Annotated in this window: 21 protein-coding genes and 1 tRNA gene; 12 read left to right on the top strand and 10 right to left on the bottom strand. The window is 67.9% G+C overall.

Going from position 1 to position 19,943, the window contains the following annotated elements:
• Positions 1-52: 52 nt before the first annotated feature.
• On the bottom strand, positions 53-283 hold the full coding sequence (locus tag EDD40_RS21945; protein ID WP_123744598.1) for a hypothetical protein: 231 nt from the start codon (positions 281-283) through the stop codon (positions 53-55).
• 252 nt (positions 284-535) lie between these two features.
• On the opposite strand from EDD40_RS21945, the gene EDD40_RS21940 reads away from it, so the two are divergent.
• From EDD40_RS21940 to EDD40_RS21930, 3 genes are all read left to right on the top strand, one after another.
• Positions 536-736, top strand: a complete 201-nt coding sequence (locus EDD40_RS21940) for a hypothetical protein (RefSeq protein ID WP_073897285.1) — start codon at positions 536-538, stop codon at positions 734-736.
• 100 nt (positions 737-836) lie between these two features.
• Positions 837-1,589, top strand: coding sequence for a class I SAM-dependent methyltransferase (locus tag EDD40_RS21935; protein ID WP_123744597.1), 753 nt, complete (start codon positions 837-839; stop codon positions 1,587-1,589).
• 58 nt (positions 1,590-1,647) lie between these two features.
• A complete protein-coding gene (locus tag EDD40_RS21930; protein WP_123744596.1) occupies positions 1,648-3,981 on the top strand; it encodes a hypothetical protein in 2,334 nt (777 codons plus the stop codon).
• Here the strand turns inward: EDD40_RS21930 and EDD40_RS21925 are convergent.
• Positions 3,971-4,705, bottom strand: a complete 735-nt coding sequence (locus EDD40_RS21925; protein WP_148088874.1) for a hypothetical protein — start codon at positions 4,703-4,705, stop codon at positions 3,971-3,973. The two genes, EDD40_RS21930 and EDD40_RS21925, sit on opposite strands and share 11 nt — an antisense overlap.
• A gap of 285 nt (positions 4,706-4,990) precedes the next feature.
• On the opposite strand from EDD40_RS21925, the gene EDD40_RS21920 reads away from it, so the two are divergent.
• A complete protein-coding gene (locus tag EDD40_RS21920) occupies positions 4,991-6,817 on the top strand; it encodes an AIPR family protein (protein WP_123744594.1) in 1,827 nt (608 codons plus the stop codon).
• Between the two features lie 782 nt (positions 6,818-7,599).
• Here the strand turns inward: EDD40_RS21920 and EDD40_RS21915 are convergent.
• Both EDD40_RS21915 and EDD40_RS21910 read right to left on the bottom strand, forming a co-directional pair.
• Positions 7,600-7,673: transfer RNA gene (locus EDD40_RS21915), tRNA-Pro, on the bottom strand.
• Positions 7,674-7,697: 24 nt separating this feature from the next.
• Positions 7,698-8,657, bottom strand: a complete 960-nt coding sequence (locus tag EDD40_RS21910; protein ID WP_123744593.1) for a metallophosphoesterase — start codon at positions 8,655-8,657, stop codon at positions 7,698-7,700.
• A 64-nt stretch (positions 8,658-8,721) separates the two neighbouring features.
• On the opposite strand from EDD40_RS21910, the gene EDD40_RS21905 reads away from it, so the two are divergent.
• A complete protein-coding gene (locus EDD40_RS21905) occupies positions 8,722-9,189 on the top strand; it encodes a GatB/YqeY domain-containing protein (protein ID WP_123744592.1) in 468 nt (155 codons plus the stop codon).
• Between the two features lie 228 nt (positions 9,190-9,417).
• Here EDD40_RS21905 and EDD40_RS21900 read toward each other — a convergent pair whose 3' ends face one another.
• Positions 9,418-11,889, bottom strand: a complete 2,472-nt coding sequence (locus EDD40_RS21900) for a penicillin-binding protein (protein ID WP_123744591.1) — start codon at positions 11,887-11,889, stop codon at positions 9,418-9,420.
• Between the two features lie 256 nt (positions 11,890-12,145).
• Between EDD40_RS21900 and EDD40_RS21895 the strand changes: the two genes are divergently transcribed.
• Positions 12,146-12,442 (top strand): WhiB family transcriptional regulator, encoded by a 297-nt coding sequence (locus tag EDD40_RS21895; RefSeq protein ID WP_123744590.1) that lies wholly within the window; start codon positions 12,146-12,148, stop codon positions 12,440-12,442.
• 14 nt (positions 12,443-12,456) lie between these two features.
• On the opposite strand, the gene bagB is transcribed toward EDD40_RS21895, so the two are convergent.
• Genes bagB through EDD40_RS21875 form a run of 4 tightly spaced genes read right to left on the bottom strand, consistent with a single transcriptional unit; the run spans position 12,457 to position 15,170 of the window.
• Positions 12,457-13,572 (bottom strand): ATPase BagB, encoded by a 1,116-nt coding sequence (bagB, locus tag EDD40_RS21890; RefSeq protein ID WP_123744589.1) that lies wholly within the window; start codon positions 13,570-13,572, stop codon positions 12,457-12,459.
• Positions 13,569-14,561: an ATPase BagA gene (bagA, locus tag EDD40_RS21885; protein ID WP_123744588.1), complete on the bottom strand. Its 993-nt coding sequence runs from the start codon at positions 14,559-14,561 to the stop codon at positions 13,569-13,571. Before bagA ends, bagB begins: the two co-directional genes overlap by 4 nt.
• 55 nt (positions 14,562-14,616) lie before the next feature.
• On the bottom strand, positions 14,617-14,868 hold the full coding sequence (locus tag EDD40_RS21880; protein WP_123744587.1) for a hypothetical protein: 252 nt from the start codon (positions 14,866-14,868) through the stop codon (positions 14,617-14,619).
• A gap of 32 nt (positions 14,869-14,900) precedes the next feature.
• Positions 14,901-15,170, bottom strand: coding sequence for a hypothetical protein (locus EDD40_RS21875; RefSeq protein WP_148088873.1), 270 nt, complete (start codon positions 15,168-15,170; stop codon positions 14,901-14,903).
• Positions 15,171-15,265: 95 nt separating this feature from the next.
• Between EDD40_RS21875 and EDD40_RS21870 the strand changes: the two genes are divergently transcribed.
• From EDD40_RS21870 to EDD40_RS21845, 6 genes are all read left to right on the top strand, one after another.
• A complete protein-coding gene (locus EDD40_RS21870; RefSeq protein ID WP_123744585.1) occupies positions 15,266-16,120 on the top strand; it encodes a helix-turn-helix domain-containing protein in 855 nt (284 codons plus the stop codon).
• Positions 16,120-16,302: a DUF397 domain-containing protein gene (locus EDD40_RS21865; protein WP_211348221.1), complete on the top strand. Its 183-nt coding sequence runs from the start codon at positions 16,120-16,122 to the stop codon at positions 16,300-16,302. The genes EDD40_RS21870 and EDD40_RS21865 overlap by 1 nt, the downstream gene beginning before the upstream one ends.
• Before the next feature lie 69 nt (positions 16,303-16,371).
• Positions 16,372-16,527, top strand: a complete 156-nt coding sequence (sp36, locus tag EDD40_RS21860) for a Sp36 family protein (protein WP_106616451.1) — start codon at positions 16,372-16,374, stop codon at positions 16,525-16,527.
• Positions 16,524-16,982 carry a RidA family protein gene (locus EDD40_RS21855; RefSeq protein ID WP_123744584.1) on the top strand — a complete coding sequence of 153 codons (459 nt, stop codon included), beginning with the start codon at positions 16,524-16,526 and terminating at the stop codon, positions 16,980-16,982. Before sp36 ends, EDD40_RS21855 begins: the two co-directional genes overlap by 4 nt.
• A 1-nt stretch (position 16,983) precedes the next feature.
• Positions 16,984-17,586 (top strand): hypothetical protein, encoded by a 603-nt coding sequence (locus tag EDD40_RS21850; RefSeq protein ID WP_123744583.1) that lies wholly within the window; start codon positions 16,984-16,986, stop codon positions 17,584-17,586.
• 38 nt (positions 17,587-17,624) lie between these two features.
• Positions 17,625-18,983, top strand: coding sequence for a hypothetical protein (locus tag EDD40_RS21845; RefSeq protein WP_148088872.1), 1,359 nt, complete (start codon positions 17,625-17,627; stop codon positions 18,981-18,983).
• A gap of 55 nt (positions 18,984-19,038) precedes the next feature.
• Here the strand turns inward: EDD40_RS21845 and EDD40_RS21840 are convergent, their stop codons facing one another.
• Complete coding sequence (locus tag EDD40_RS21840) at positions 19,039-19,938, bottom strand: Gfo/Idh/MocA family protein (RefSeq protein WP_123744581.1); 900 nt, start codon at positions 19,936-19,938, stop codon at positions 19,039-19,041.
• Between the last annotated feature and the right edge of the window lie 5 nt (positions 19,939-19,943).

Raw genomic sequence — 19,943 nt, 5'->3', positions numbered from 1 at the left:
CACGATCATGCCGCGCGTTCACGGTGCGTGAGGCGGTCCGGGACACGGAGGGTCACGGCGTGGGGCGGTCCGGCGGGTCGAGCTCCTCGGCCATGATCCGGTCCAGCTTGCGCGACGCCCGGACCAGGGCGCGGCAGGCGAGGGCGGTCGGCGCGGCCACCGCGCCGACGACGATGGCCGCGGCCGGTGAGGCCAGAACCCCGACCAGGCCGACTGATCCGAGCATGACCTGGGTCCACGCGACGACGGGGACCCAGCTCTTGGGGGCGGTGCTGGTCGTCATGGTGCCTCTCCCTGCCGGCGGTGGCGGACGCCAAGCGGACTTGTTGACTCGTCGTCGTACAGCTCCCCATGATCGTTACTCAACGTCACCTATATCGGCGACCTTCACTCGATCGGGTTAACGGAACGTGACGGGGCCTCGCGACACGCCAGGTGGGACGAATTAAGAAACAGCGAGGAGTAGTTCGTAACGTCCACGTTGGTCCGAACGAATCACGAGTTACACGGGTGGCAGCGCAGGGAGGTCTGACCGATGATCGAGAACACGGTTCGGCAGGGCGGTCGCGTCGGGTGCGTCGACGCCCTGGGTCGTCGGCGGACGCTGGAGGTGTCGCTCACCGAAGAGGGCAACGTCTGCATCCACACCCCGCCCGGCGAGTCCGCGAAGCTCGACTGGAACGAGGTCGGCGAACTCCTCCGGCGCCTCGCGGAGCTGCGACCGCACGTGAAGTGACGTCCGGTCGGCGCGGCCGGGAGGAACAGCGGACCTCCCGGCCGCCCCCGGACCCGAAATCCGTTCGCCGCCCCGTCGGGCGAACCGCTCCAATGGGCACATGATCGACCACACGGAACTCAACCGCCGTCACTGGGAAGACACCGCCGCCGCCGCGCACGGCCCCCTGGCCCGCGAGCACTGGGCCAGGACCGAACCGCACTGGGGCCTGTGGGCCACCCCCGAGTCCGAGGTCTCCGTCCTGCCACCGGACGTGTCCGGGATGGACGTCGTCGAACTGGGCTGCGGCACCGCCTACGTGTCGGCCTGGCTGGCCAGGCTGGGCGCCCGTCCGGTCGGCGTCGACATCTCGTCCCGCCAGCTCGACACCGCCCGCGAGATGCAGGCCGAGTTCGGCCTCGACTTCCCCCTGGTCCTCGGCGACGCCCAACGAGTGCCGCGCGAGGACGACTCGTTCGACCTGGCCATCAGCGAGTACGGCGCCTCCCTCTGGTGCGACCCCCACCGCTGGATCCCCGAAGCCGCCCGCCTGCTGCGCCCCGGCGGGCACCTCGTCTTCCTCCACCGCTCGCCGCTGTTCGCCCTCTGCGCCCAGGACGGCACGACCGCGTCCACCTCGCTCGTGCGCCCGCAGTTCGGCCTCCGACGCGTCGACTACGACACGTCCACCGAGTTCACCCTCCCGCACGGCGAGATGCTGCGACTCCTGCGCTCCGCCGGCTTCACCGTGGACGACCTGATCGAAATCCAAGCCCCGACCCCCGCCCACCGCGAGTACCACGAGGTGTCGTCCACGTGGGCCCGCCAGTGGCCCAGCGAGGAAATCTGGAAGGCCCGCCTGACCGGGCACTGAAACGAGATGGGCAAGCCTCGCGATGCCACGAGAGCGATCCCAACCGAGGAGGTACGCCATGTCGTCTCCCGAGCGTGGCCCACAGCAGCGGTTACGGGACGCGATGGCGCTCGCCCGCAGCCAAGCGTTGCGAATGGACGGCCTGGAGGAAGGGCAGCGCTCAGCCGACTGGTTGAGGTTCCTCAGCGGCAGCGCGCTCGCCCAGCCCGAAATCGACGAGGACGTGGCCGTCCCGCGGCGCCTGGCTACCCCCGAGGGTGAGGTCGCGCTATCCGACCTGCTGCCCTGGATCACCTCACGGCGAGGCAGAGTGGTGTTCCTGCGAGCCGACGCGGGTGAGGGCAAGACGACGTACTTACACCTGGTCTCCTCGGCACTGCGGGACTCGGCGATGGTGATGTCCTGGAACACCAACGTCGAACTCGTCATGGACGAAGTGCTCGACATCACCGGACCCGTGCGCTCGACCGGTGACCCCTCCGCCGCTGAGCCGCTCCCTGTAGTCGTGCTCGCCGAACTGCTCCCGATCACGAACGAGAACGTCACCAAGTCGATCCTGGCGACGTTGTGGGACCACGAGAACCGGGCCGACGACACGGTGTTCGTCATCGCCGGTCGCCCGGCCCAGGTGGACCTCCTCTCTGGCCGTGTCGGAGGTGCGGAACTCTGCGGCCTGGCTCCCGTCGACGCCGTCGAGGCGGCCGCTCTCTGCGAGCGCATCCAGCGTGCCCACGACGAGGTCGGCAAGACCAGGTCCGCGACACAGGTCGCCGACCTCTTCCCCAACCTGTCCACGTTCCTGTCCCTGTCACCGGAAGACCGGGCGGCTCACTTCGCGGTCGCCGATCAACCGTTGATCATCGGCTTCCTCAAAGCCGTCTACGGTCCCGACTTCGTCCAGCGACTTGTCGCCGAGTACAAAGAGCTCGACGAGGTCGCAGACAGGCGCGCCTACCTCCACGTCTGCTTAGCGGACGTCTCCGGGGCGGAGTTGCCGGAGTACGTGCTGCACGCCTTGGTGCCCGAGGCCGACTTGGACGCCCACTCCAGGAACAACCCGTGGGTGCGCACCGACCGGGATCATCACATCGCCCGTCACGCCGTGATCGCGCAGGCGGTGATCGAGGGCTGTCTGGACTACTTCGCCCTGGAACGGTGCTTCGAGGACTGGGTCGAGCTGACCCGCCGCCGGGCTGACATGATGCCGCTGTTCTTCCACGTGGCGGCAGGGATCGCCCACCTCAAGCCTTTGACGACACGTGACAAGCGGATCATCGCGAAGATCCGCCACAGGCTCATGCTGGTGCTCGGGAACGACAAGACACTGCAGGCCAGGATCGCCGCCGAAAGCAGAAGCAGCGCGCTGCGGCTCCTGAGCTGGACCCGACTGCTGCGAGGCGTTCTCCCCGAGGACTTGGACGAGACCTGCGTTCCGCTGCTGACCGTGGTCGTCGAATTGACGGAGAGCGCGCTGCGGCTCGCCACCGATCGTACGGTGACCGAGCAGATCGAGTACCACCGCGACCGTGCGCGTCGGGACCTGGCTGTGGCAATGGGCGTCGACGAATCGCTCGACGATGTGGAAGACAGGATGATCCGGTGGCGCGACTTCATGGGCCGGGATTGGGTCAACGCGCAGTTCTTCGCCGAACTCTTCGACACCTCGCGGAAGCTGGCTCTGGAACTCACGACGAAGCGGGTGGTGGAGCGTGACTCCGACGCCATCTACCGGGCTTACCTCATCGGTGCACTGGCCTACGTCCGCCTCTGGGCGACCGGCGTGAAGAGCTACGTGAACTCACGTTTCTCCGAATCCGGCGAGCTGGTTAACCGCTATCTTCACTACGCGCTTCCGGAACGCCACTTGGACGTGCTTGAGCAGGCTTGGGTACTGTCCCGCGAACTGCAGAGCACCCTCGGGCAGAACGGAGTGCTGTACGCGCACGCGCTGCTGGAGTCACGCGACCCGGCCGATCCAGGGAACAGGAATCGAGTCGACGAGGCGATCAGTGTGCTCGAGGAAACGCTCCAGCACGAACCCAACACCAGCGAAGCGATCTACCTGTTGGCGGACCTGTCGACGAAGCGACCGGAACTCATTCCGTTCGTACGGGACGCCATCGGTCGGAACACCTCCGACAGCCCGGTGGACGAGGCGATCCTGAACGGGGCGGCGGCACTGGTCGAACAAGACGGTGACGCTCGTCGCCGACACTTGGAGCAGGCGGTCGATGCGTACGCGAAACTGACGTGGAACCACTATCTGTGGACGAGACTGGGGAGACGGTGGGAAGCGAACTGCTCGGAGCTGCGTCGGCTCGGCGGAGGCTCGTCGGCATGTGGTCGCCTTTTGGCCAAGGCGCGGTCGAAATACGCGACGCCTAGGCGCTGATTTCTGACGTCTTCTCCGCAAGTGCGACCCGTGCGACATCCAGGGCGGCGCGGGTGTCCGAGAGGACTTCGCGCAGCCTGGGCAACGTCTGATCACGAGCGACGCGCAGGCCGGGGCCGCCTCGAGCCAGATCACCGGTGTACTGCTCCAGGACCCGGCGGCATCTGCGCAACAGCGCATATGCCTCTGACAGGCTTGTCGCCACCATGCCGCCGACTGCCATCGCCTCGGTGCCGTGGGCACTCCACGCGTCCGTCATCGGCGCCCGGTCTGTCTGCAGTCCCGTGGTGAGGTCGCCCATGACCGCTTCGATCTCGCGGCTGTTCCACTCCAGTTCGCGCCCGATCAGCTTGAGCGTTTCCCGTAGGCGATCGGCCTGGGCAGCCCGCTCGCTCGCTCGCGCGCGGCCCCTGCTCGCCCTGTCCAAGCGCAGAGCAGTCCAAAGCGCCAGCGCCGCGCCGGTGAAGGTGGCCACCCACTCCGGAACCATCTGCGACCAGTCAGGCGGCCATAGCGCTTTGTCGTCGCTCCCTGACGGCGAAACCTTGTCGACTCCACTCGTCGTCGGAGGGGCCGAGCTGGGTTGCTGGGAACTCGTCGACACCGGCTCCGGGGTCGTTGTCGTCGTCGGTTGTGCACCGGCCGCGTCGAATGAACAGACGAGGCAGACCGCGTAGGACGCGACGAGCATGGTCAAGGTCCGTGCCACCGTGGTTCTCGACATCCACCGAACCCTAGACAGCTGGAGGCGGCGGCCACCAGCCGTCCTCCACCACGCTCATCGCCGGCGGCTCGAAACCAGGTCACGCGTACTGGTCTAACCATCCAGGACATCGGCATATGGGGTCTACGACTGCCAACCCGTCTCGAGTAGGAGCCATGTGCCGCTTAATGGCGGCTACCTGCACAGCTGCCACTGCAGGGCGAGTGTATGTGAGCTTTACTCGTTATCGCCTTTATTTCCCTTCTTGCGTGTCACTGTCCGAGAACTGCTGAGTGCTGCGCTAGTATGCACGATACTGGCCATGATGAAGTTACTGCAGGGGATGAAATGGTGAAGAATGCTCTGCCTACTCCCAACGAGATTCTTCTACTTGACACTCGCCTCCGAAAGCAGAAAAAGGAAACCTATCCTGATCTAACGGATGACGAGTACTTTCTGGTCAGCTCTGTAGATACCCTGCTTAGGGTCAAGGGTTTGTCGAGTCGTCAGATCGAAGACGGCATCGTTGAAGGTGGTAACGATGGCGGAATCGACGCGGTGTACGTTTTTATCGATGGTCATTTGGTCGAGGACACTACCGACATAATCGCCAACGAGTCGCCGCAAATCGAGCTGGAAGTAATCCAGGCCAAGGCTGAGAGGGGATTCAAGGAACTTGCTATTCAACGACTCTTGGATCATCTTCCCTTGTTGCTGCAGCTCGATGCAGATCCCGAACTGGGGATCGAGATCAACCCCCAAGTGCTTGAACGGTTCGAGTCGTTCCGGGCGACGTACCTTGCCGTCGCCGACAAGATGCCGGATTTGACTATTACGGTCCGGTATGCGACTAAGTCGGTGGAACCTCCAAATGAAAAGGTGCAGGCCAAGGTCGATCGACTGGAGAGAAAGATAAAGACGGACTATCCGAACGCTGCAGTATTCGTGGATCTTGTCGGTGCGTCTGTGCTGAACGCGAGGACTCGTGATCGTAAGTCGGCGACGCTCAATCTGAGGCTGACCGAGGGGCCAATTTCATCTGAAAAAGGTGGTCTTATCTGCTTGGTGAGTTTGGCGGACTACTACCAATTCATCACCAACGGGCAGAATCGACTGCGTGACGAGATATTCGAGGAGAACGTCAGGGACTTCGAGGGTAATACTCTGATCAACCGTGGCATAGCGGACTCGCTGAAGCAAGGCGACAGCGCTAATCCTGATTTCTGGTGGTTGAACAATGGTGTGACTATCTTGGGTAGACGTGTGCAACCTTCGGGAAAGCGTCTTGATATAGAAGATCCGCAGATCGTCAACGGGCTTCAGACGTCAAGGAGTGTTTACCAGTACTTTCACAATCTCATCCGTCAGGGTGTGACTGTTGATGGCAATTCGGCAGAAGGTCGAGTGCGTCAGCTACTGGTCCGTGTCATCGAAACAACGGACGATGCTGTAGCTGCTCAAATCATCAAGGCTACAAACAGCCAAAATCGAGTTTCGGCTGCCAATCTGCGGTCTGCAGAACCATTCCAGCGAGACATCGAAGAGTACTTCAAGCAGAGGGCACTCTTCTATGAGCGAAAAAAGAATCACTACAAGAATCTTGGCAAATCGAGACGCCAGATCGTGGAAGTGCTCGAGCTTGCTCAAGCGGTCGGATCGATCCTTCGGCAACAGCCCAATATTGCCCGAAGGATGCCTTCCGCTCTTCTTCGGGACCCCGAATACGGTCGTGTCTTCAGCACTAGCACGCCGCTCGAGGCCTATTACAACTGCTTGCAGATTGTACGTATCACTGACAAGTACCTTTCGCTGCAGGGTGGAGTGACCGGTCGGCATGATCGGTCGAATATTCGGTTCCATCTGGCCCGGTCAGCGGCCTCTTTTGCACTCGTGTCATCACGGCCAAAAGCTTCGGCGGTCGCGAAACTTGACCTCTCCATCTTGGATGATGCTTTTCTGAAGAGGGTGCAAGAGTGGGTCTTGGTTGCCAGAAATGCTACGGAGAAGGCAACCGGGATAAGTGACGCAAGTATCCTGGCCAAAGGGTCGGAGTGGGCTTCGGAAATCGATCGGCGACTGAGTCGGTATACGCAGAAAGTTCGATGGCCGAAGGCGCTCATCGCTCCGAGATAAGCACGCTGTTGCGTCGGTCGGCTACCGTCATCAGACGACCGCTTGCTGATATATTGTTAGGCTAGTGAGCCGGCGCGTCAGCAGCGCTTGATGAATGGCGGATATGAGATCGCGGTTGCAGGCATCGGTGTGAAACATCGACGTCGGCTGACCGGCAGCCGTTCGACTGGCTCAGTTTCGGAGATGCTCAACCGGTCGGAACTGCAGTATATGAAATACAGAGTCGTTGTGGATGCCGTTGTCAGCCCGCTATTTGTCTCGCTTGGTATCCCGAGTTCCTGCGGCTAACAGACCTCAGAAAGGGTCCCGCGTGCCCTTTCCAAGCGGTTGTCGCCGGCACACTCGGGTGCCGGTGTTCGACAACCCGCATCTTGGCATCCGGTTCGAGGACGGAACGCCGCAGGCAGGGATGACGCGCGCTTGGTGGGAATCACCAGAGGTCTGACACCAGCAAGAGGTGTGGCCGGCGCAGGCCGCTTCCGCGGACCTGAGAGCGTCGATGCGACAGTTCCGGCACGAGGGTGCACTGCGGTGGGGTCCGAGCCCGCGACGGTTCTTGCGGGGCGGCTTGGGAGGACCTGATGAGCCCGTGGGAGACGGCTGTCGATGCCCACGGATCAGGGCGTACCTTCGCCCGTTCGAGCCCAGGACGGCTCCTCAGGATCGCGCAGGAGCGAGCCTGCAGGGGCGGAACCACGGTCTGTCGCGCCGGATTGGGCCGCATACGAGTCAGGCCCCGTCCGCATCTTCTGCGGACGGGGCCTGAGCTGCACTTACCGGTGTCGGGGTGACAGGATTTGAACCTGCGACCTCTTCGTCCCGAACGAAGCGCGCTACCAAACTGCGCCACACCCCGGCTTGCTCTCGAACGAGGAGAACTCTACCTGACGTTCCCACCCACTCCGAACCGGGTATCCCTTTTCCCCTCGGACAGGGTCTGACCTGCGTCGACGGGTCGCGGGACCAGGGTCAGCAGGCTCGCTTCCGGCGGGCACGCGAAGCGGACCGGGGCGTAGGGCGACGTGCCCAGGCCGGCCGACACGTTCAGCCACATGTGCGAGCCCCACCGCGAGACGCCGCGCGCCCGCGACCGGTCCAGTTCGCAGTTCGTCACGATCGCGCCGTAGCCCGGGATGCGCAGCTGGCCGCCGTGCGTGTGACCGGCCAGCACCAGGTCGTAGCCCTCGGCGGCGAACGGGTCCAGCACCCGCGGCTCGGGGGAGTGCGTCACGCCCAGGCGCAGCGGGACGTCCGGTACCGGGCCGCTGATCTCGTCGAACCGGTCCCGCTTGAGGTGCGGGTCGTCCAGGCCCGCGGCGAAGACCTCCAGGCCGTTCACCTCGAACCGGCGCCGCGCGTGCGTCAGGTCCAGCCAGCCGCGTTCGATCATCGCCGCGCGCAGGTCCTTCCACGGCAGCGGGATGCCGTGGATGCGCCGCGTCTTCGCCGACGGCAGCAGGTAGCGGGCCGGGTTCTTCGGGCGCGGCGCGTAGTAGTCGTTGCTGCCGAACACGAACACGCCGGGACGGCTCAGCAGCGGACCTAGCGCGCGCACGACCGCCGGCACGGCCTGCTTGTGCGCCAGGTTGTCGCCGGTGTTCACGACGAGGTCCGGCTCCAGCTCGTCCAGCGCGGCGACCCACCGCTGCTTGGACTTCTGGCCCGGCATCATGTGCAGGTCCGAGAGGTGCAGCACCCGCAGCGGCGACGAGCCGGGCGCGAGCACCGGCACCGTCGCCTCGCGCAACGTCCACCGCCTCCGCTCGATGCCCGCCGCGTACGCGAGCGTGGCGGTGCCGAGGGCGGTCGTGGCAAGCAGCGTTCGGCCGAGCGTGTTCACGTGGTCGAGGGTAGGGGGTTGACCGATTCGGGGTGAGACGGGCTTCCCGGTACCGTTCCGGCTCATGGCGGAGTTGAAGGCGCGGTTGCAGGCGGACCTGACGGCGGCGATCAAGGGCCGGGAGACGGTCCGGGCGGGCGCGCTGCGGATGACGTTGGCCGCCCTGACCACCGAAGAGGTCTCCGGCAAGAGCGCTCGCGAGCTCAGTGACGACGAGGTGCTGAAGGTCATCACCCGCGAGGTGAAGAAGCGCAAGGAGGCGTCGGAGGCGTTCGCCGGCGCGGGCCGCGTCGAGCAGGCCGAGCTGGAGCAGGCCGAGTCGAAGGTCCTGGAGGCCTACCTGCCCGCGCAGCTGGACGACGCCGGGCTGGCCGCCCTGGTCGACGCCGCGGTCGCGCAGGTGGCCGAGCAGCTCGGCGAGAAGCCCGGCCAGCGGCAGATGGGCCAGGTCATGAAGGTCGTCAACGCCCAGGTCGCGGGCCGCGCGGACGGCGGCCGAGTCGCCGCTGCGGTCAAAGCCAAGTTGATCTAAGGTCGCGGGCAGGTCGTGGGGTGCTGCGGCTCAGCACTCCACGACTCCAGGGGTCGAGGACGGTCAGGCCAACACGATCGGGTGAACATCGCCCGAGAATGTACGGAAACGCTGTTCTCGTACCTCGGTTGAAAACCAGCGGAGCCCCGAAACCACCCGACGACCCCCACCCCGAACCCGACACGGCGGTGGCTAGGACAGGGCCGGGCCGGGTGGGGCGGGACGGGGTCAGCGGCGCGGTGGGTCGGTGGGAATGGTGATCTGCGGTGGCCCGGTCGGGTTGCCGGGGTCGCCGGGGCGGCCCGGTTGGCCTTGGCCCGGGTTCTGCGGTTCGGTGGTCGGCGGCGGCTCGGTCGCCTGCGGTGGCGGGACGTAGCCCGTGGAGACCAGCAGGGTGATCACGGTGCCCTTCAGGGCGCTGCCGCGGGGGGTTTGGCCGACCACTTGGCCCTTGGCCTGCTCCGAGTTGCGGTTCTGCGCGGAGACCTTGTAGCCGGCCTGTTCGAGGACCCGCGTGGCGTCGTTGACGTTCCGGCCGACCACGTCGGGGACGCGGATCTCGCTGCCGCCCTTGAGGTAGCGCTCCTCGACGGCCGGCATGCCGCGCACCGGCAGCCCGTCGTGGACCCTGGTCATCGTGTCGAACCACGTGCGCGCGGGCACCGTGCCGCCGTAGATGTCGCCCTTGCCGCACAAGCGCGGCGGGCCGCCGTTGACGCAGATGCCGCGCGGTTCGACGCCGTCGTTGAAGGTCTGCACGGCGCCGGCGAAGTCGGGGGTCGCGCCGATGAACGCAGCCGACTTGTAGTCCTCGGTCGTCCCCGTCTTGCCCAGCATCGGCCGGGTCCACTTGAACTGGCGGGCCGCGGCGGCGGCGGTGCCGCCGCCTTGGTCGTCCTTCGACATGCCCACGGCCAGGCCGTTCGCCAGGGGCTCGGCCACGACCTGCTCGCACGGCGCCTCGTTGACCGGCACGGGCTGGCCGGCGCGGTCCACGACCTGGGCGATCGGGGACGGCGGGCACCACACGCCGCCGCTCATGATCGTCGCCGCGACGTTCGCCAGCTCCAACGTGCTCACCGGCGCCGGGCTCAACGTGAACGAGGCGTTGCCGCCGTTGGACTTGTAGAACTCGGTCTGCGAGACCCGCAGCTCCTTGCTCTTCGCCTTCGCGTCCGGCCGCACGCCCGCGATGTTCGTCGCCATCGTCTCGCGCATCCCCAACCGGGACGCCATGTCCACCACCGGGTCCATGCCCAGCTGCTCTTCCAGGATCACGAACCCGGTGTTCGGCGAGGTCTGCAACGCCGTCTGCAACGACATCTGCGCCGGGTACGTCGACGACGCGTTGCCCAGGCAGTACCACCGCGTGTTCGGCTCGGGCGCCGGCGGGCACTTGTCGCCGCCTCCCTTGAACACCCGCGACACGTACGAGTTCGGCGTGGCCATCGTGTTCTCGATGCCCATGCCCTTCTCCAGCGCCGCCGCGGCCGTGAACACCTTGTAGACCGACCCGGCCCCGAACTTGTTCTCCACCCCGGACGGCAGGTCGAACTGCGTCTGGAACTGGTCGGCCTTCAACCCGTAGTCGCGGTTCGCCACCAGCGCCACGACCTCGTGCCGCTCCTTGCCCGGCCGCACGACCGCCATCGTGTTCGCGATCCCGTCGGTCGACTTCGCGACCTGAGCCTCCGCCGCCCGCTTCGCGTGGTCGGTGATCGCACGGTCCAAAGTGGTCCGGATCGTGTAACCGCCGGTCTTCAGCTGCTCCTGGCTGAAACCGTTGCGCGCCAAGTAGTTCAGCACGTACGAGCAGAAGAACCCGTGCTCCGGCCCGGCTCCGACGCACCCGCTGGGCGGCGTCCGCACCGGTGTCGCCAGACCGAGCGGTTCGGCTTTCGCGGCCGCGGCGGCGTCACGCGACAGCTTGTCGTTCTCGACCATCTTGTCGATCACCTGGTTGCGCCGCTCCAACGCCTTCTCCGGGAACACCTCCGGGTCCAGCGCCGACGGGCTGTTGACCATGCCCGCGAGCATCGCCGCCTGCGGCACGGTCAGCTTGTCCGCCGTGGTGTTGAAGTACGCCTGCGACGCCGCCGCGATGCCGTAGATCGTCGAGCCGAACGGCACCACGTTCAGGTACCGGGCGAGGATCTCCTCCTTGCCCAGCTGGCTCTCCAGCTGCAACGAGATGCGCCACTCGCGCGCCTTGCGAGCGACCGTCTGCTCCTGCGCCTTCTGCTGCTCGACCTGGTTGTTGCGCGCGACGACGTGCACGAGGTAGTTCTTCACGTACTGCTGCGTGAGCGTGGACGCGCCCTGCGTGACGGAGCCGCTGAACTGGTTCGTCAGCCCGGCCCGGATCGTGCCGCGCCAGTCCACGCCCTGGTGCTCGTAGAACCGCCGGTCCTCGACGGAGACCAGCGCGGCCTTCATCGTCGGCGAGATCATCTCGGGTGTGACGAGCACCCGGTACTGGTCGTAGAGGTAGGCGATCGGCGCGCCGTCCTTGTCCGTGATCGTGGAGATCAACGGCGGGTCGGTGGTGACCAGGTCGGCCGAGATGCTGTCGACCGTGTCGCTGGCGCTGTTCGACACGACTCCCAGCGAGCCGACGACAGGGAACAACATGCCTGCCAGCAGCACTCCGGCTAGCAGACACAGGCCGAGCAGTTTCAGCACGCCGTTCCTGGCTCGCATGCAGGTCAGCGTACGCGGCACCTGAAGGGGTGATCGGATTCGCGCACAGTTGATTACGCAGGATGAGTACTCGTACTCAAGACAGGTAACAGGTGGGCAACCCAGGGTTGGAGGTGGAACCGGAAGGCTCTACAGTCCGTCACTGTCCAAGACAGCAGCCGACGGCGCTACCACTCGATGGTGAGCCTACGGCATCCGCGGCAGGGGTGTGGCGGATTTAGAAGCTCTGGGCACTGTGTGAACTGAGGTGGGGGATATGCAGCAGGTGCAGGGGGATTGGCGGATCAAGGCCTCGTGCCGTGATGAAGAGCCGGACCAGCTCTTCGTGCGCGGGGCGGAGCAGCGCAAGGCGAAGGTGGTGTGCCTGGGATGCCCGGTGCGCACCGAGTGCCTCGCCGAGGCCCTGGACAACCGGATCGAGTTCGGTGTGTGGGGCGGCATGACGGAGCGTGAACGGCGGGCGTTGCTGCGGCGTCGCCCGGACGTCACCTCATGGCACGAGCTCCTCGACACGGCACGTCAGGAGCACCACGAGGAGTCCGCGGTCGGCTAGTCGGCCGGGCTTCCCTACTCGCCCGCCAACCGCCGACCGATCTCGTGCAGGCCGTCCAGGTCGTGCACGTCGGTGGGCAGCGCGGGCACCCCGATCAGCGGAACACCGGGGTGCGCACGGGTGAACCGCGCGAGCAGTCGCTTCTCCCGATCGGCGACGGCCACGCGATCCGCGTGCACCCGCAACACCGCGGCAGCCAGCGGAGCGTCCCCAGTGCGCTCGAGCCGGTCCGCCGCCGCCAACGCGCCTGGTGCCGGCAAGGGGGCCAGCACCGGGTGCGTCCGGTTCGCGACCAGGCCGGTCAACGGCATCCGTTCCGCGCTCAACCGCTCCACGAAGTAGCTGGCTTCGCGCAACGCGTCCGGTTCGGCCGCCGCGACCACCAGAAATCCGGTTCCGGGTGATCGCAGCAGCTCGTAGGTGGCCTGGGCGCGTTGCCGGAAGCCACCGAACATGCTGTCGAACGCCTGCACGAACGTCGACGCGTCCTGCAGGAGTTGGCCGCCGACGATGGTGGACACGGCTTTGGTGAACAGGCCGAAACCCGCGCCCACGATCTTGCGGATGCCGCGCCCGCCCGCCCGGGCGGGCGCCGACAGCATCCGGATCAGCTTGCCGTCCAGCACCGTCGACAGCCGCTGCGGCGCGTCCAGGAAGTCCAGCGCCGACCGGCTCGGCGGGGTGTCCACGACGACCAGGTCCCACTCGTCGCGTTCGACCAACTGGCCCAGCTTCTCCATCGCCATGTACTCCTGCGTGCCGGAGAACGACGTGGAGATCGTCTGGTAGAACGGGTTCGCCAGGATCTGCTCGGCCCGTTCCCGGCCGGCGTGCTGCCACACCATGTCGTCGAACGTGCGGCGCATGTCCAGCATCATCGCGTGCAGCTCGCCCTTGACCCCGTCCACGTCGACGCGCCGCGGCTGGTTGTCCAGCTCACCGAGGCCCAGCGACTGCGCCAGCCGGCGCGCCGGGTCGATGGTCAGCACGACGGCGCGCCTGCCGCGTTCGGCGGCCCGCACGGCCAGCGCCGCCGCCGTGGTCGTCTTGCCGACGCCACCGGACCCGCAGCACACCAGCACCCGGGTCGCCGGGTCGTCCAGCAACGCGTCCACGTCGAGCCGGTTCACCGGACACCCCGCCCGACCAGCACCTCGGCCAGCTCGTAGAGCGCGGCCACGTCCACCCCGTCGGTCACCTCCGGCAGTTGCAGCGTCGGCAGGTCCGCCTCGGCCAGCTTCTCCTTCGCCCGTTCCTCCATGCGCACGCGCAACGCGTGTTCGACGGTCTGCTCGACCAGCCCGTCCAGCACGTCGCCGTCCACGTCGAGGCCCGCCGCTTCCAGCCCGGCACGCACCCGGCCGAGGTCGACCCGCCCCTCGGAGGCCGACGCGACCGACCGCGCGGGCAGCCGCGGCCGGCTGACCCGGTTCACGAACACCGCGCCCGGCCGCAGGTCCGCGGCGTCCAGGTCGGCCACCGCGTCCAACGTCTCCCGCACCGGCATCTCCTCGAGCAGCGCCACCAGGTGCACCGCCGTGTCACCGGAGTGCAGCAGCTTGACCACGCCGTCGCTCTGACCCTTGATCGGCCCGACCTTGGCGAGGTCGGCCATGGCCCTGGTGACGTCCAGGAACCGCACCACCCGGCCGGTCGGCGGCGCGTCGAGCACGACGGCGTCGTACTCGTGCCGCCCGGTCTTGCCCGCGCGGCGCACGCATTCCTTGACCTTGCCCGTGAGCAGCACGTCCCGCAGGCCGGGGGCCAACGTGGTGGCGAACTCGATCGCGCCCATCTTCTTCAACGTCCGGCCGGCGAAGCCGAGGTTGTAGAACATGTCGAGGTATTCGAGCAGCGCCGCCTCGGGGTCCACCGCGAGCGCGCGCACCTCGCCGCCGCCGGGCGCGGACGCGATCCGCTCCTCGGAGTACGGCAGCGGCGCGCGGTCGAACAGCTGCGCGATGCCCTGCCGGTTCTCCACCTCCACCAGCAGCACGCGCCGTCCGCCGGTGGCCAGCGCCAGCGCGAGCGCGGCGGCGACCGTGGTCTTGCCGGTCCCGCCCTTGCCCGTCACCACGTGCAGCCGCGCCCGGGTGAGTTCGTCGGTCCAGCCGTTCACCGGATCAGCCTATGCGCGCTGCCCTGAGAACCGCTGGCCACGCCGCCCGCCACGGTCAGTCCCACATGGTGACGAACACCACCCCGATGGCGGTCGCCGCGACGACGCCCCAGGCCAGGACCGACGGCAGCACGTACGCGATCAGCACCGCCACGACCGCGACGGTCACCGCCCCGACCAGCAGGGCCCGCATCACGTCGGACCGCCTGGCGCCCTTGCGATCCCGCGCCTGCGCCATGCCGACCAGGATCATCACCAGCCCGCCCAGCAGGAACGCGCTGGTGGCGACGATCCGCCACGTTTCCACGTGATCAACGCTAGCGCCGTGTGATCGCCCAGTCACGTCACGCTTTGGGGCTCCCGCACCACCTCCTCCCGTTCCACCCACACCAGGCGCGCCCGCGCCGTCCGGTCGATCGCGAAGTACCAGAGCGCCCGCTCCGCGCTCGTGGTCGAGATCCGCAGGCCCGGACCGCCGTCGGGCCCCGTCACCTCCGCCGTGCCGTTCCCGAAGTCCAGGCCCCACGCCGCGACCCACCCGTCCTCGGCGGCCTCCTGGACGATCGCGAACAGCTTCGGTGCCTCCGCGACCACTTCTGCGTCTTCCATGGCTGAATGCTACCGTTCGAGCGGTTCAAATCTCTGAAATCGAACGATTGAAGTTCGAGGTACGTCTCGTCACGCTGAGTGGTTAGGGTGATCCAATGGCTATCGGCTCGACGCGCGGCAAGCGACGCCTCGGACGGCACATCCGCCCGATCCTGGACAGGTCCGGCCTCAAGGTGGACGAGGTGGTCAAGCGGTCGCGCGTGTCCCGCCCGACGATCACCCGGATGCTGTCCGGCGAGGCGCTGGCGCGCTGGCCCGCGCTGTCGATGGTGCTCGACGTGATCGGCGCGACCCCGGAGGAGAAGACCCGGGCGCTCCAGCTCTGGGAGGTCGCCGACGTCGACCCGTCCGCGATCGAGCACGCCCGCGACCTGCCCGCCGGCTACAAGCGGTTCCGGATGGACGAGCTGGAGGCGGTGCGCGAGCGGACCCTCGACTCGGCCCTGGTCCCCGGCCTCCTCCAGACCGCCGGTTACGCCGAGGCGGTCGCGAGGTCCACTCACCGCCAGATCGTCGGCGAGAGTTGGGATTCCCGCGCGGCGGCCGAGCGCCACGACCGCCAGGCGGCGCTGACCAAGGAGAACCCGGTCGAGTACCACGCGTTGATCGACGAGGCCGCACTCCGCCGCCTGGTCGGCGGTCCCGAGGTGATGAGGGGGCAACTGGACCACCTCGTGGCCGCGGGAGGGCGGCCGAACGTGACGATCCGGGTCCTGCCGTACTCGGTGGGGGCGTACGGCGCGCAGGTCGGGGCGATGTTCCTGCTCGACTTCGACCAGTCGGACGAGCCGCGTGCCGCCTATGTGGAAGCCCTGACCGGGATGGTCCCCGTAGAAGATGAGGAAGCCGAGGTGCTGTCGGCGGTCTGGGAGGACGCGGCGCGCCTGGCGCTCACGGTGCAGGACTCCGTGAGCCTCATCAGGGCAGTACGGGACGCGCTAGGAGACTGATGATCAACCGGACTTGGCGGAAGAGCAGCCGAAGTGGTTCTGCGGCGCAGTGCGTCGAGTTGGCGATCGACGGGCAGGTCGCCGGGGTGCGGGACACCAAGAACCGGGACGGCGGGACGTTGGAGTTCGGCGTGCGGGCCTTCTCCGCGTTCCTGGCTGATGTGAAGCGGTCTCGGGTCTGAGCACGGCGTGACACGAATGGGGGTACTCGGACGGGTGCCCCCCTTCGACGTCCCGCTAGGCTGCGGCCCATGCAGAAGTGGGAGTACGCGACCGTCCCGCTGTTGATCCACGCCACCAAGGCGATCCTGGACCAGTGGGGTGACGACGGCTGGGAGCTGGTCACCGTGCTGCCGAACCCGAGCGGTGAGCAGCACGTCGCCTACCTGAAGCGGCCCAAGGCATGAGCTGGACGGCACGCCTGGCCGAGCTGGGTGTCGAACTGCCCGAGGTCGCGGCCCCGGTCGCGGCCTACGTCCCCGCCGCCCGCACCGGGCAGCTGGTCTTCACGTCCGGGCAGCTGCCGTTCGTCAAGGGCTCGCTCGCGGCCACCGGCAAGGTCGGCGGCGACGTCAGCCCCGAGGAGGCCAAGGCGCACGCCCGCACCTGCGCGCTGAACGCGCTGGCCGCCATCGACGCGCTCGTCGGCCTGGACAAGGTCGTGCGCGTCGTCAAGCTCGTCGGCTTCGTCGCCTCCGCCGAGGGCTTCACCGGCCAGCCCGCCGTCATCAACGGCGCCTCCGACCTGCTCGGCGAGGTGTTCGGCGAGGCCGGGCGGCACGCGCGGGCCGCGGTCGGCGTGGCCGAGCTGCCGCTGGGCGCGCCGGTCGAGGTGGAACTGATCGTCGAGATCGGGGAGTGAGATGTCGGACACGTGCCACGAGCTGTTGCTGAGGCTCGCCGGGCGGCTGCCGGACGACCTCATGTGGAGGTTCCGCGACTGGGCCGCCACGGACGCCGTCCCGGTGCTCGCGCGAGTCCTCCCGCGCACGTTGCTGCACGACAGGATCGGTCTGACGGACTACGAGCAGCGCCTGCTGGCGGACGCCCTCGTGCCGCACGGGGCCGACCGGTCCACGATCAGTTCTGTCAAAGGGCTGGACGAACTCCCCGAATCCGGCTACACCTTCTCCCCGGAATCACCCGATCGGGTGTCGATGGGTGATTCCGCGACCGTGGTGCTCGGAGCGACCTTGCGCGGTCGCCTCGGGGTCGGCGAAGTCCGGTCCTCGTGGCGACTGGGCGAAGGCGAACCCAGGAGGCTGATCCTGGTCACCGCCACGACCGGCGAAGCCCGGTTGACCGGTGAGCTCCAGCGGGTGCTGCGGGCGCTCGGCGAGCACGACCCGTGCGTTGAGGTCCTGCCCGCCGGACTGGACCTGCCGCCCTACCACAGGGCGGCGTTGGCGGCATCGGAGCTGGTGTGCGCCGGCGCCGACGCCGACGGGCACCTGGTGCCCGTATAGAGCTCGGCGCTCCCGCGCGGGCCGGAAGGAGAACAGGCGTGACGAACGACGGAGTGGGACTCCCCGTCCGTTTACACGACCTCCTGTTGGCGTTGGCCGGACGTGTCGACGACGACGCGTTGACACAGGCTCGGGAGCTGCTGGCGGTCGCTGAGCTGGACAGAGCCGTGGAGCTGGTCGTCGGCTGCCTGCTGGCCGGCCGCATCCCGGTGTCACCGGAGGAACGCCACGAGATCGGCTGGCTGCTCGGCGAGGTCCGCTCGGACCGGTCGCTGGCGGACCGGCTGTTCGCGGTCGAGCGCGTGCCGGTGGTCAAGCACCGGTTCAGCGTGGAGTCCGACCCGGCCGAAGGCCTCGGCGACGTGCTGGGCAAGACCGTGTCGGTGCTGCCGGACGTGCGCGGCGTGCGCGCCACGTGGCGGTCCAGCCCGGCCGGCGCGACGCCCGGACCGCTGCCGCAGCGGGTCGTCCTGGTGGACATCGGCCCGGCGGGATTCGCGCCGGCCACCGCTTACCGGGTGGACACCGTGCTGCGCAAGGCGGGCATCCGCGCGGCGGTCGAGGTGCTGACCGCGGGCACGCAGCTCGGCGAGTACCACGCGGCGGCCGTCACCACGGCGCGCGAGGTGTTCTTCCCGTCGGGGTCGACGAGCCCGCAGCCACCACCGGACCCGACCACGTGGTTCGACGGTGAACCGCGGGACCAGGCACCGGTGATCGAGCCGGAACCGGTGCCTGCCGAACCCCAGAACGGCTCCAAGTCACGTCGGGCGCGCGTCGAGTCCTACGAAGGCGTGCAGCCGTTCCCGCCCAAACCGGTGAAGCGGTTGCCGGTGCGCGAGCCGGTCGAGGACGTCCACGTCGAGCAAGCGCGCGTCGAGGACGTCCGCGTCGAGGACATGCGGGTGGAGGACGCCCGGGTGGAGGACGTCCACGCGGAGGACATCCGCGTGGACGGCGTTCGCGTGGACGGCGTTCGCGTGGACGGCGTTCACGTCGAGGAAGTCCGCGTCGAGGAAGTCCGCCCGGACGAGGCGCGTGTCGAGGAGGCCCCGGTGGTCCGGGAAGCGGTTCCCGAACCGCCTCCCGTGATCGAGCAGCCGCGGCCCGCGCCGATGTTCGCGTTCCCGGACGACCACCCGCTGTCGCGGGCCGAGGTCACCACGGAACTCGGACCGGACGACCTGGCCGCGTTGCAGGCCGCGCTGGCGGAGGGGCAGCCGCCCGCCGCCGTGCAGCTGCCGCCGACCGTGGACGCCAAGCTCAGCGACCGGGAACGGGCCTTGTTGCAGCAGCTGCACGAAGAGCTGGCGCAGCGGGAGCAGCAGTCGTGGCCGGGCGGCCCCGAGTACGTCAACGGGGCGCCCAAGCCGACGAACGGCAAGTACCCCGGCTAGCAGTTCTCCGACTCGGCCCTGTCGTCCCCGGTGGGACGGCAGGGCCGGGCTGCCCTCACGCGCCGGCTTTCCGCCGCGCCAGGTCGATGACCCGCTGAAGGTGCAGGCCGCGGCGGACGTCCAGCGGGTGCTCCGTCGTGCCGCTGTCGACCATGGCCACGAAGTCGTCCAGCAGGTTGGTGAACGCCTGCTGCGCGGTCGTGCCCCGGTCGGCCAGCACCCGGTGGCCGTGCTCGCCGTAGACGATCACCTCGGCGATGCTCGGTTCGAGCGGCAACTTCATGGTCATCGTGGCCACGCTCGTCGCGCCGCCCTCGTGCCGGAACACGATCTGCCACAGGCCGTGCTCGGACTCGTCCGCCGCGACGACGTCGGTGATCGTGCCCAGGGTGGCGTCCAGCAGGTCGAACGCGTGCGGCCCGATGTCGTCCAACGGGCCGCGTTCGTGCCGCCACGGCGACTGGGAGTACGGACCGCCCAGCAACGCCCCGGTCAGCCAGCGCGCGCTGCCACCCACCCAGCCGCCTTGCTGCTCGAGCTGCGCCAACTGCTCGCGGGTCTCGGGGGCGTAGCGCTTGGTGAGGACGACCAGGGAGGCGACGTCGTTCGCCTTGACGGCGTCGGCGAGACGTTCCGCGTCCTGCAAGGTGGCCGCGATCGGCTTCTCCAGGATCAGGTGCTTGCCCTGCTCGGCGGCCCTGACGGCGATCTCCGCCTGCACCTCGGGCGGCACGGCGAACGCGACCGCGTCCACGTCGGCGATCAGCTCGTCCGGGGTCCCGGCGGTGGTCGCGTCGTGAGCCTCCGCCAGCTCGGCCGCCGCCTCCGCGCGACGGGCCCAGATCGTGGTCAGGCGGGTGCCGGGGTGCTCGGCGATGACCGGTGCGTGCACCGTGGTCGCCCACGGGCCGGCACCGATGAGTCCTACGCGCAGCTGTTCGTCCACCCGGCCCATCCTGC

Source organism: Saccharothrix texasensis (genome assembly GCF_003752005.1).
In the GTDB taxonomy this organism is placed as follows: domain Bacteria; phylum Actinomycetota; class Actinomycetes; order Mycobacteriales; family Pseudonocardiaceae; genus Actinosynnema; species Actinosynnema texasense.
This window is presented reverse-complemented; position numbering and strand designations above follow the sequence as displayed.

Coding starts and splice junctions, on each gene's coding strand:
- EDD40_RS21850 (WP_123744583.1), top strand. CDS start 16,984: ATGTCGGACACGTGCCACGAGCTGTTGCTGAGGCTCGCCGGGCGGCTG.
- sp36 (WP_106616451.1), top strand. CDS start 16,372: ATGCAGAAGTGGGAGTACGCGACCGTCCCGCTGTTGATCCACGCCACC.
- EDD40_RS21870 (WP_123744585.1), top strand. CDS start 15,266: ATGGCTATCGGCTCGACGCGCGGCAAGCGACGCCTCGGACGGCACATC.
- EDD40_RS21895 (WP_123744590.1), top strand. CDS start 12,146: ATGCAGCAGGTGCAGGGGGATTGGCGGATCAAGGCCTCGTGCCGTGAT.
- EDD40_RS21905 (WP_123744592.1), top strand. CDS start 8,722: ATGGCGGAGTTGAAGGCGCGGTTGCAGGCGGACCTGACGGCGGCGATC.
- EDD40_RS21940 (WP_073897285.1), top strand. CDS start 536: ATGATCGAGAACACGGTTCGGCAGGGCGGTCGCGTCGGGTGCGTCGAC.
- EDD40_RS21935 (WP_123744597.1), top strand. CDS start 837: ATGATCGACCACACGGAACTCAACCGCCGTCACTGGGAAGACACCGCC.
- EDD40_RS21930 (WP_123744596.1), top strand. CDS start 1,648: ATGTCGTCTCCCGAGCGTGGCCCACAGCAGCGGTTACGGGACGCGATG.
- EDD40_RS21945 (WP_123744598.1), bottom strand. CDS start 283: ATGACGACCAGCACCGCCCCCAAGAGCTGGGTCCCCGTCGTCGCGTGG.
- EDD40_RS21900 (WP_123744591.1), bottom strand. CDS start 11,889: ATGCGAGCCAGGAACGGCGTGCTGAAACTGCTCGGCCTGTGTCTGCTA.
- EDD40_RS21865 (WP_211348221.1), top strand. CDS start 16,120: ATGATCAACCGGACTTGGCGGAAGAGCAGCCGAAGTGGTTCTGCGGCG.
- EDD40_RS21875 (WP_148088873.1), bottom strand. CDS start 15,170: ATGGAAGACGCAGAAGTGGTCGCGGAGGCACCGAAGCTGTTCGCGATC.
- EDD40_RS21840 (WP_123744581.1), bottom strand. CDS start 19,938: ATGGGCCGGGTGGACGAACAGCTGCGCGTAGGACTCATCGGTGCCGGC.
- EDD40_RS21920 (WP_123744594.1), top strand. CDS start 4,991: ATGCACGATACTGGCCATGATGAAGTTACTGCAGGGGATGAAATGGTG.
- EDD40_RS21925 (WP_148088874.1), bottom strand. CDS start 4,705: ATGTCGAGAACCACGGTGGCACGGACCTTGACCATGCTCGTCGCGTCC.
- EDD40_RS21855 (WP_123744584.1), top strand. CDS start 16,524: ATGAGCTGGACGGCACGCCTGGCCGAGCTGGGTGTCGAACTGCCCGAG.